Annotated in this window: 2 protein-coding genes and 1 pseudogene; all 3 read right to left on the bottom strand. The window is 57.8% G+C overall.

Annotated elements, in window-relative coordinates:
• Positions 1 to 121: 121 nt before the first annotated feature.
• Positions 122 to 1,357 (bottom strand): annotated as a pseudogene (locus ACT3UM_RS14705) (condensation domain-containing protein); the annotation flags it as partial.
• Positions 1,358 to 1,544: 187 nt separating this feature from the next.
• Positions 1,545 to 11,381, bottom strand: coding sequence for an amino acid adenylation domain-containing protein (locus ACT3UM_RS14700; RefSeq protein WP_498899988.1), 9,837 nt, complete (start codon positions 11,379 to 11,381; stop codon positions 1,545 to 1,547).
• 46 nt (positions 11,382 to 11,427) lie between these two features.
• Complete coding sequence (locus tag ACT3UM_RS14695; RefSeq protein WP_498899986.1) at positions 11,428 to 12,429, bottom strand: TauD/TfdA family dioxygenase; 1,002 nt, start codon at positions 12,427 to 12,429, stop codon at positions 11,428 to 11,430.
• Positions 12,430 to 12,436: the final 7 nt, after the last annotated feature.

The raw sequence follows: 12,436 nt of genomic DNA, 5'->3' as shown, positions 1-12,436 counted from the left end.
CAATTAGATGGTGAGTAGGTAGAGCATCAGGGGATCGTTGAGCGACACCTCCCCATTTCTTCAATTGAAGCTGTTCATTCTTATCAAGTAGCTCGATATCACTCAACGCAAGTTCTGGCATCTCTGCCAGCGCCTTTAAAAAAACGACATAATGCTGCGCCAGTCGTCCAATGGTGGTGGAATCAAACAGCTCTTCAGCATAAATAAAACTTGCCTCAAGGCAGCCATTAGTACACTCCTCCACATTTAGGGTCAGCTCGAACTTCGCCTCTTTCTTTTCTAGTGGCCAGGTACTCAACTCCAACCCTGGCAGTGTCTTCAGCGCACTATGATCCTGCTGCTGATAATTGAACATCACTTGGAATAGTGGCGTGTGACTCAGACTGCGCTCCGGCTGCAGCGCTTCTACTAACTGCTCAAAAGGCAGATCTTGATGTTCTTGAGCACCAAGCGCCGCACGTTTTGCCTGTTCTAGCGCTTCGGCCAAATTCAGGCGACCATTTAACTGATTGCACATCACCTGAGTATTGACGAAAAGCCCTACCACTCCTTGAGTTTCTGTACGATGCCGATTGGCGATTGGCACGCCTATCCGAATATTTTCCTGCCCTGTATAGCGGTACAACAACACCTGAAAGCCCGTCATTAGCGTCATAAACAGGGTAGCTCCCTGAGTCTGAGCTCGTTGACGCAACCCTCTCACCAGCGATTCGGGAAGTACTATGTGATGGCGCGCAGCGTGATAATGTCCATCGTTGCGGCGCGGACGATCGGTCGGCAACTGCAGTACCGGGTGTTCGTCGCCAAGCTCCCTCTGCCAGTAGTCGAGCTGGCGCTCTTTCTCGCCAGCCTCCATCCATTGACGCTGCCAGAGTGCATAATCAGCGTACTGAATCGGCAAAGCTGGCGGCTGCCATGTCTCACCCGTTACCCGAGCGGAGTAGTCCGCTGCAAATTCATCGATGATCAACTGCATCGACCAGCCATCGGAGATGATGTGGTGCATTACCACTACCAACAGGTGCTCATCTTCAGCTAAACGCAGTATCCCCACCCGCAAAAGTGGCCCCTGATCCAAATCGAAAGGATCATTGCAAAGCAGAGCAACTTGATTATCTATCGCCGCTTCGCGCTCAACCTTCGGCATATGGCCTAGGTCGACCTCATTCAATGCAAAGTTGCTCTCAGCCTGCAGCACTTGCATCACCTCGCCCTCGCCATCGTCACGGAACACCGTGCGCAATGCCTCATGACGAGATATTAAGGCGACGAAGCTACCCTGCAGTGCTCCAGTATCCAACGAACCCTTCAGGTTCAGAGCGCCAGTAATATGGTAAGCGCTGCTTTGAGGATCCATGCGCCACAGAAACCACTGGCGAAGCTGGGCATAGGAGAGTTCGCAGCTTTCTTGGCTCTTTCGACGGATGATGGGCAACTTAGAAAAGTCGATATCCTGCTGCCTCAAAGCCTTAAGAAATGCACTCTGCTTATCCCGTGAAAGATGAGAAAATCGTTCAGCAATGATGCGTTTATTGAGTTCCATATCAGCTCTCCATACCGTCTAATAGGGCCGCCATCTTTTCGAGCTGTGCGCCCTCTTCCTCTTTCACGCCTTCACTCCATTCCTGAATGGACTCACACATCAAGACCAAAGTGGCTTGCTCGAAATAGATGCGCAGGGGAAGTCGTATAGAGAAATGTTCTTCCACTCTGGCTTGCACTCTTAGAGCCAATAACGAGTGCCCCCCTAAGTCGAAGAAGTTGTCATGACGCCCCACCCGCTCGACGCCAAGGACTTCAGACCAGATCTCTGCCAGCGCTTCTTCTATTTCTCCCTCGGGCGGCTCATATTGTGAGTTATTAGCCAAATCCGGCTCAGGCAATACCTTGCGATCCACCTTGCCGTTGGGGTTCAGTGGTAACGCATCGAGCGTGACCAGTACTCCCGGCACCATATAGTCCGGCAGTCGTTGCCCCAGCGCTTCACGTAGTGAGCTGGTGTCGAGTTCACTATCAGCTTGGGGAACCACATAAGCGACTAACCTAGAACCACCGGGGCCTTCTTGAATGACCACCACCGCTTCGCGAACCTCCGGCTGAGCTAATAGCTCAGCTTCGATTTCACCTAGCTCGATCCGCAAGCCACGGATTTTCACCTGATGATCGAGGCGGCCCAGGTACTCGATCTGACCATCCTCCCGCCAGCGCACCAGGTCGCCGGTGCGGTAGAGGCGTTCTCCCCGTACAAAAGGATCGGCGACAAAACGTTCTGCGGTAAGGTCTGGGCGGTGCAAGTAGCCCCGTGCCAACCCAATGCCTCCGAGATAGAGCTCCCCAGCGACACCAGTCGGTGCCAGGTTAAGATCGCCATCCAGTACGTAGGTGCGGATACCGGTGATTGGCTGGCCGATCGCTACCTGATTGCGCCCATCGTCTTGGCAAGTCCAGTGGGTAACATCAATAGCCGCTTCGGTGGGGCCATAGAGGTTGTAGAGCCCCGTGCGAGGCAACCGAGCAAATACTTGGTTCTGCAATTCAGCCGGCAGCGCTTCGCCGCTACATACCAGACGCGTCAGGCTGGTGCAGGCCTCGACCTCGCCATGGGCCAGGAAGGCCTGCAGCATTGACGGCACGAAGTGCAGCGTGGTGATCTTGTGGCTACGGATTAGCTCGACCAGCTGTGCCGGTTCGCGGTGGGCTCCCGGCGGCGCCATTACCAGTCGTGCCCCCTGCATCAGCGGCCAGAAGAACTCCCACACAGAAACATCGAAACTGAATGGCGTCTTCTGCAACACCGCATCGTCAGCCGTCAGGTCGTAAGCTTCTTGCATCCACTGTAGGCGGTTAGTAAACGCATGGTGGCGGTTGGCCGCCCCCTTGGGTCGCCCGGTAGAACCAGAGGTATAAATCACATAGGCGAGGTGTTCACCATGCAGTGCCACCAGTGGGTTGGTTGTCGCATGATGCGTCACATCCAACTGATCCAGCTCAATCACGCTCAGGCTTTCACCTACCGGCAACGTATCGCGAAAATGCTGCTGGGTAATCAGCAACTCGATGCCGCTGTCTTCGACCATATAGGCCAGCCGCTCGGCGGGATACTCCGGATCCAGCGGCACATAGGCACCACCCGCCTTGAGAATACCCAACAGCCCCACCACCATCTCGATGGAGCGCTCAACAGCGATACCCACCCGCGTCTCAGGTTTTACGCCTAGGCCAATCAGATAGTGGGCCAGCTGGTTAGCACGGGTATTGAGTTCGGCGTAGCTGAGTGACTGATCCTCGAATACTAGCGCCGTGGCCTCTGGGGTTATCTCGACGCGGTGTTCGATCAGATGATGAATCGGGTCGGTCTTGGCATAGTGCTCGCCATTGACGCTCCAGGCTGCAATTTGCTGTCGCTCTTCATCACTTAGCCACTCGATTTCCCCGACTGGTCGAGTAGCCGACTCACTCAACTGCTCAAGCGCTCTAACCAGATGTTGGATCAATAGCGCAGCAGTGGAATCGTCTAGCTTTGATCGTGAATAGCTGCAGCAAAGCTCCAATGTTTCCTTTTGGAAGATGGCTAGGGTTACGGGATAATTGGTTTGCTCACGGTTAACCACTTCGCCAAATGCCAGCTCGCCCGGCAGGTTCTGATGCAATGCTGCATCAACGGGATAGTTCTCGAACACCAGCAAACTATCGAACAACGACTGGCCACCCTGCCCCGCCCAGCGTTGGATGTCGTAAAGCGGCGTATGCTCATGTTCGCGACTCGCCAAGTTTTGTTCCTGTAACTGGCGCAACCACTCATCGATCCGAAGCGAGGGATCCAGTGAGACAATCACCGGCAAGGTATTGATGAAGGGGCCGATCAACTGCTCTGCCGCCGATAGCTCCGCAGGTCGCCCGGCTACGGTCGCGCCAAAGCAGATGCTATCTTGCCCCGTGTAACGGGCCACCAGCAGCGACCAGGCGCCTTGCATAAGCGTATTGAGCGTTATGCGAGTCGCTTTGGAGAAATTCTCCAGTCGCTGAGTGGTCGTGCTATCCAGTGACAGGATGATCTCTTGATGCCCTGCTTGCGCTTCATGGGGTCTAGGCATGGCACTGACGAGATGCGTAGGCGCATCGAGATGCTGTAATTGGTCACGCCAGTAGGCTTCACTGGCCTGAGCGTCACGGCGCTGTAGCCAAGCGATGTAATCGCGATAGCGCCCCTCTGTAGGTGGCAGCGCCTCCCCGGCGTAACAGCGCAGTACCTCACCCATCAGTTGCGAGGTACTCCAGCCATCCAGCAGCAGATGGTGGCGCGTCCAGATAAGGCAGTGCCGGGAGTCTGCGACTTTAACCAGCGCCAGACGCATCAGCGGCGGCGCCGTCAGGTCGAATGGCGCCCGTTGCTCCTCGGCCAGCTTCTCAAGCGCCGTTGATAGATCCGCTCGTTCGCGCCAATCCGCTTCGAACCACGGCAGTTCGACGGTGCGTGCTACCCACTGCAGCGGCGTTCCAGCGGGCTCCAGGAAGCCGCTACGCAATATCTCATGGCGCCCGAGTACGTTTTGCCAGGCACGCCGGAAGCGTTCGACATCCAGGTGGCTAATTTCCACCTGCAACTGGTTGAGGTAGGCCACCCCCTGGTCATCGTAGAGGCTGTGGAAAAGCATGCCCTCCTGAAGTGGTGACAGCGGATAGATATCCACCAGTTGATCGGTGGCAACAGGCAAGCCGTCCAGCTGCGCCTGACTCAGCCCCGCCAGCGGGAAGTCTGATGGCGTGGCGCCACGAACGCCGCTGTCACAGTGCTCAATCAATGCCTCTAGTTGCGCCTGGAAGCTTGCTTGCAAGGCATGTATCGCTGCCTCGCTGTGAATCTCACGACTGTAATGCCAGTCAAAGCGCAGTTGGCCCTCCTGAACCCAGGCCACCACCTCAATCCAGGTACGGCGCTCACTTTGCGCCGCGCGGGGTTGCCCGGCGTTCTCTTTGGCGAGCCGCCAGGCCGAATCGTCCTGCAGGGAGCGGTCAAACTGGCCTAGATAATTGAAAGTGACCTGGGGGTAGGCTCCGCCCATCAGCGCGGGTTCCTCTTTCAAATAGCGCAGCACGCCGTAGCCGAGCCCCTTGTCGGGCACTTGGCGAAGTTGCTCTTTGATTGCTTTTAGCCTCGAACCCGGCTCCGTATTACCCGGCCTCAGGCGAACTGGGTAGAGGGAGGTGAACCAGCCCACGCTGCGACTGAGATCGAGATTATCGAACAGGTCTTCGCGGCCATGGCCTTCCAGTTCGATCAGTGCGCTGTCTCGCTCCGCCCATTGGCACAGGGCGCTCGACAGTGCCGTGAGAAGTAAATCATCCACCTGGGTGCGATAAGCTTTATGCACCGGCCCCAGCAGTTGCGTGGTCGCCTCAGTAGACAAGCAGCCAGCAAGCGATGCGGTATCGGCAACGGTGTTGCTGCCCTGGAGATTCTGTGCCGGTAGGCTAGGCTCCGGCTCTTTGACAAGACCTTCCCAATAGGAGCGTTGCTCAGCCAACGCCTCCGATGTGGCGTAGTCGGCCAGGGCGCGCGCCCACTCATCAAGCGAGGTGGTGGCTGGTGGCAGATCGAGCGCCTTTGCTGCACTTAACTGCGTGTAGGCCGCTTGCAGATCATCGAGGATCACGCGCCACGAGACGCCGTCTACCACCAGGTGGTGGGCCACTAGCAGCAGTCGCCCGCCGCGCTCACCTCCCAGTGCCATCCAGATGGCACGGAACGGCCGCGCCAAACTCAGGCTGCGCTGCGCAGCATCGGCGGCCTGGGTGATAGCCTGCGTTGGATCCGCCTGATCGCTCAGGTCGAGGTGCTCGAAGAGATCATCGGCTAGGTTGCTATAGGCTTGTTGCCAGCTATCGCCAATGCGCTCAAAGCGCAGCCGCAAAGCGCCATGAGGATCGACCACTGCCTCAATGGCGCGCCGTAGCCGCGCGGCATCTACATCACTGGCCGCTTCCAGCATCAACGACTGATTCCAATGGTGTGGCTCGGCAAAGTTCTGCTCGAAGAACCAGCGCTGTACCGGCAGCAGTGCGAAGGGGGCCACCTTATCGGGCGCAACCGCTTGTTTAGGGGCGGCAGCCGCCAAGGGCGTGGCCATCGCCGCCACGGCGGCAACGGTCTGCCCTTCCATCAACTGCTTGGGCGTTACCTTGTAGCCACGCTTGCGCGAGCGCGCGACGATCTGCAGGCTGAGGATGGAGTCGCCACCCAGTTCGAAGAAGTTGTCATTACGACCCACCTGCTCACAGCCGATCACATCGGCCCAGACCGCTGCCAACGCCTCCTCTGCTTCTCCCTGGGGAGCTTCAAAGGCTTTGCCACTACCGGTTTGCACCGGTTCAGGCAGCGCCTTGCGATCCAGCTTGCCATTGGCGGTTAGCGGTATGGCATCCAGCCGTACCATGGCGCTGGGCACCATATAGTCCGGCACGCGCTCGCCTAGTTGCGTGAGTAACGCGTCGTCATCGACGTCGCTCCCGGCTGCCATCACCACGTAGGCGTACAGTTGTGTGCGGCCTTCTTCGTTCTCCCGCGCGACGACTTCGGCCTCCGCAATACCCGGCTGATCGCGCAGCAGGGCAGCGATCTCGCTCGGTTCCACCCGATAACCGCGAATCTTGACCTGGTCATCCACACGGCCAAGGAACTCCAGGCTACCGTCGGCCAGTTGGCGCACACGGTCACCGCTGCGATAGAGCCGTCCGCCTGCATGGAAGGGGCTGGCAACGAAACGTTCCGCCGTTTGCCCCAGGCGCTTTAGATAGCCTTGAGCCAACCCTGGGCCACCCAAGTAGAGCTCCCCAGCAACGCCTTGCGGCACCGGATTAAGCCAGGGATCGAGCACATAGGCCTGAGCATTGGCCAGCGGCGTGCCGATCGGCAGTGTGCTGGCACCTCGATCGGCTATGTCGGCCTGCTGGGTGAGAATACCGACCGTGGTTTCCGTAGGGCCGTAGTGATTAAGCACCTGGCAGGTTGGCTTGAGTTCGGCTATACGCTCCAGTAGCGCCCAGTCGGTCGCTTCGCCGCCCAGGATCAGGCGTTCGCTCGGAAGTACATCCGCCGGGGTTGCAGCATTCAACAGCGCACGTATGTGGCTAGGCACAATTTTGAGCACATCCACCTGCTGTTCACGCATATAAGCTGCAAAGGCATCCGGGTCGAAGGCGCACTCGGGGGAAATGAGGTGCAAAGTGCGCCCGGTGCACAAGGCACCAAACAGCACCGTATGCCCCAGATCCGCCGCCACCGTCGACACCATCGCCATATTGCGGGCATCCTCTGGTAGCGCCAGCGCCTCCAGTACCCCCTGCACGTAATTGGCTAGAGCAGCGTGACTCACCGCCACTCCCTTGGGCTTGCCCGTGGAGCCAGAGGTATAGATCACATAGGCCGTCTGCTGAGGATGGATAACGGGCCGTTCATGCTCTACTGACGCAGGAATATCCTCGGCAAACGCCAGCGCCATTACCGGAACGTCACCACTCCAGTCGCAAGCTGTGCAGCTCAGCATTAAGCGAGCGCCACTATCCGCCAGTTGATAAGCCAAACGCTCCGTTGGCAGTTGCGGATCCAGGGGCACGAAGGCCCCACCGGCTTTAAGTACGGCGAGAATGCCGAGTACGTATTCACACGAACGCTCGGCGTGAATGGCAACACGCACTTCGGGGCCAACGCCCTGTGCGACCAGTGCCTGGGACAGACGCTGGACTTGGGCATCCAGGATGGCGTAGGTATAACGGTACTGCCTATCGTCTACGGCTAACGCCTCAGCATTAGCTGCCACCGCTTTCGACAGCAGGGTAGGTATATCCTGAGCAAGAAATTCGCTTTGGTTGCCTTCCAGCACGGAGATAGGCTCGGGTAGCGCCAACATCTCCGTTTGAGACTGCGGATCAGCGACGACCTGCTCAGCCAGGCACCGGAATGCCTGACAGAAACGCTCAATCGTAGCGGCATCGAACAGCTCTGCGGAGTAGGCGAATAGACCTGCTATTCCCTCAGGCTCATCGCAAAAATCGAGACTCAGATCGAAGTGGGCAATGCCCGTGAATACCTGCTCAGCTTGAACGGTCAGGCCAGCCACGTGGCGATCCGCCTGCCACATTTCCTGCTGAGTGCACTTCACCTGGAACAGTGGATGTACACCCGGTTGACGTTCGAGCTGGAGCGCTTCGACTAACTGATCGAAAGGGACATCCTGATGCAGTTGGGCATCAATCAGGGTGGCATTCACCTCCGCCAGCAGACGTTCGAAATTCGTGGTGGGATCAACCTGAGTGCGCAGCACAACGACATTGATAAGGTAACCAATCAAGCCCTGAAGCTCGGCTTTATGCCGACTGGCAATGGGGGCCCCTACCTTGATATCTGTCTCACCGCTAAAGCGATGCAGGGTCAGCTTTAGTAGTGCCAAGATCACGGCGTAGAGCGAAACGCTTCGTTCACGAGCTAGGCTACGTAGCCGCTCGCTCAACTCATCGGTAAGCGTAAAGCGCAATTGGCCTTCACTCGGTGCGGACAGCGCTTGGCGTGGACGATCCAACGGCAATGCCAGCGGGAGATGATCCCCGGCGAGGCGTTCACACCAGTGAGCAAGTTGGCTCTGCCGCTCACTACTATGCTGCTGACGCTGCTGCCAAACCGCATAATCTGCGAACTGTATTGGCAGTGGTGCAAGCTTGACATCTCGCGGTGTGCAGGCGGCCTCATAAAGTGCGCATAAATCATCGATGAGCACCTGTACTGACCATCCATCGCCAGCAATGTGGTGCTGAACGACAGCTAACACATGGTGCTCCGTGGACAAGCGGTAGAGGACGACGTTTAAGGGAGGCGCCTGTTCAAGATCAAAAGGCTGCCGCGCCAGTTGAGTGAGTGCGTCATGCAGTGCCTGCTCCTGTTCAACCACAGTATCACCGGGCATCTCGTTACAGATCAGCTCAGGACTCCAGTCCTGCGCTAGCCGCTGAACAGGTTCTCCCGCCTCACTCAAGGGATAGTAAGTACGTAAAATGTCATGGCGCTGAACCAACGCCTCCAGCGCTGCATTGAGCGCTGATAGGTTCAACACCCCCTTGAGGTGCAGTGCCCCTGCCATATTGTAACCAGCGCTCTGGGGGTCGAGTTGCCACGTCAGCCATAGGCTACGCTGCCCTTCTGACAGCGTTATATCGCCTTGACGTTGAGCATCTTCAAGGCGTGGGATGACCAGCGCCCGTTGATCCGATGATGCCGCCAGGCATGCTTCGATAGCTTTAGCCATGGCAGACAAGCGCGGTTGCTCGAACAGTGCGTGCAGCGATAGTTCGATGCCCCAGTGATCACTGATGGCGGCGGCTAGTCGAACCGCCGCCAGCGAATTCCCCCCGCTGGCGAAGAAGTGAGCATTACTTCCCAGCGGCGTTTCCTTGTTGTCTCCCAGCACTTGGCGCCAGAGCGTCGCTAACGTCTGCTCCGTTTCGCTCCCAGATTCCACGAGAGATTGTGATGACTCGCCACCACTAGCGTCCCCATCGTCGCCGCCGCTGACAAAATGCCCAAAGGCGTGAATGGCGTAGGCATCAAGACTGCCCGCTTCCCAGCCTTGGCGGCAGGCGCTGCGCTGTAGCTTGCCGCTGGAGGTTTTGGGGAGGCCACCGGGGTTGAGTAGTAGCGCGACAGAAAGCGGCTCATGGCAAGCGGATCCCACCGCCTCCCTTAGCGCCTCGATCAACTTCTCGGCGGGTACCAGCTTCTGCATACCCCGGGAGACTTCTGCCGCAACGCCGATCCCTTCAGCGCCTTCCGGCGTGGTCACGGCAAAGGCCGCCACGCGCCCTTTGCGCACGGCTTCCACTTCCGCCTCGATAGCGCTCTCGATATCCTGGGGGTAGACGTTGTTGCCGCGCAGAATGATCAGGTCTTTAATACGCCCGGCGATATACAGCTGCCCTTGGTGCAAAAAGCCTAAATCGCCGGTGCGTAGCCAGCGATCGTCTTGGGCGTTATGGCCTTCTGCTTCGGCATCGTGAGCGTCGCTATCGTGAGCCCCGGTACGTTGCCAGCTAACGCCATCACGGGTAACAAAGGTTTTGGCCGTGGCTTCAGGGTTGTGCCAATACCCATGTGCCACGCTGGGCCCATTGATCCAGATCTCGCCAACGTCACCTTCGGGCAGCGAGTGAAGCCCCACGGGATCGACAATATCGATAGCGTGATGGGGTTGCGGCGTGCCACAGCCCACCAGGGTATTGCCTTCGGCTGTTGAGGACGCCTGCCCCTGGGCCAGCAATTGTTGCGAAAAAGCCGTGCCCACCACGCCCGTACCGCGCGAATTACAGCTAACCAGCAGCGTGGCTTCAGCTAGACCATAGCAAGGGGCTGCGGTATCAGCAGAAAAGCCCGCAGGGCGGAAGCGTTCAATAAAGCCAGAGAGGGTTGCGTGGCGTACCGGCTCGGCGCCTGAGAACGCGACCCGCCAGCTGGATAAATCGAGTGTCTCAATCTGTTCGTCGCGAAGTCGATCAAGGCACAGCCGGTAGGAGAAATCGGGGCCACCACTGATGGTACCCCGGAAGCGCGAGATCGCTTCCAACCAGCGTACCGGCCGCTGCAGAAAGAAGGTTGGGCTCATCAGCACGGCGGGAATGCCACTATAGATAGGCTGCAGCAGGCCGCCGATCAGCCCCATATCGTGGTAAAGCGGTAGCCAACTAACGAAGACATCATCAGCACCAATCGAGAAACCTGTCTCGATAGCGCGCTCGTTGGCCATTAGGTTGCCATGGCTGACCATGACGCCTTTTGGCGTGGCCGTGGAGCCTGAGGTGTATTGCAAAAAGGCGATATCATCGCGCTTGGGGCGATGCTCGACCCAGTGTTCAGCGCGGCTCTCATCTACGGCGTCCACGGGGATCAGTTCGGCGCTACCGAAGCCCTTGCTGGCCGATGCGACCACATCGATAATCGTCGTAGAGGTAAGCACACAGGCAGCCTGGGAGTCGGCGGCAATGGCGAGCAGACGTGCCAGGTGCTGCTGTTTGGCCGACTCCGGCGGGAAGACCGGCACGGCAATCACCCCGGCGTACAGGCAGGCGAAGAATGCCACCACGTAGTGCTCATCGTTATCCAGCAGGATCAAGGCACGCTCACCCGCCGGGAACCGCTGCTGGAGCTCGCTGGCCAGGGCACGCGAACGCCGCTCCAAGGTGGCGTAATCAAGGGTGGTATCACCTTGGGCGTTCACCACAATCAGCGCCCTGTCATGGGGCCTTTCCTGGGCTAAGCGACTTAAATGCTTTACAAAGTTGTTAGAAACACCATTGTGGGGCGAGCTACTGAACGTTGTCTGGGCGTGCCTAATATTCATATGCGTACCTGCTGGAATTCCTGGCCGTGGGGTTGAGCCGTTATCTTCAGTCTTTGGAGAGGTTGCCGTGCCCTTCCGCCATGGCGACGACGACTTTGCGCGGCCCTTTAAACGGCGTGCGCGCATGGGCGACCAGCATGTTGTCGAGCATCAGCACATCGCCCGCCTGCCAGGGGAACATCACCGTTTCGTCGGCCAGGACGCCGCGGATCTCATCAAAAATGGCATCGTCAATGGGGCTGCCATCGGCAAAGAAGACGTTGCGCGGCATGTCTTCGGGGTCAAGCAGCTCTTCTAGCGATTCACGCACTTCTGGCTGCAGGTTGGAGACATGGAAAAGATGGCCCTGGTTAAACCACACCTGCTCACCGGTGACTGGGTGAGTCTCTATGCTTTGGCATAGCTGGGTAGTACGCAGGTCGCCATCGGGTTTCCATTCACAACGAATCCCCGCACGCTGGCAGAATGCCTCCACTTCGGCGCGGTCTTCGGTGTTAAACACCTTTTGCCAAGGCATATCAAAATCGCCGTAGTTGCGTACGTAGAGAATGCCGGGTTCGAATCGCTCACGAATTTCTGCCGGCATACGGCGGTAAATGGCGCGGCTATCGGCAATAGGGGTTTCACCGCCCTCAGGTGAAGCGGTGACACAGTGGAACCAGATTTTCATCGGCCACTCGCGGGTGTATGCCTGCTCATTGTGGAGTGGGATATGTTGATGAGCTGGGTATTCGGTGGAGGTATAAATACCCGATGACACCGCTGAGCGTGGCGTAGAAGCGAACTCGTAACTCAGCAGCGGATGACCAAAAGCGGCGGCAAACTGCTGAAAATCATCAACGGAGGGAACATCGAAACCTCTTAGCAGCACCCCACCGACTCTGGTCACCAGTGACTCAATATCCGCACGCAAATCACCAAAGGCTTCCAGCAGCGGCTGCCCTGGGTAGGTGGGGGAAATCATAATGGGCAGCTCCGAATCAGCAGGCCCCTGACGTTGGGATATGACGTTGGTTTGTTGCGTTAGTGTTGCGCTTTGGCTGTCCATTATTGAT

The organism is Halomonas sp. AOP13-D3-9, from assembly GCF_052379125.1.
Taxonomy (GTDB): domain Bacteria; phylum Pseudomonadota; class Gammaproteobacteria; order Pseudomonadales; family Halomonadaceae; genus Vreelandella.
This window is presented reverse-complemented; position numbering and strand designations above follow the sequence as displayed.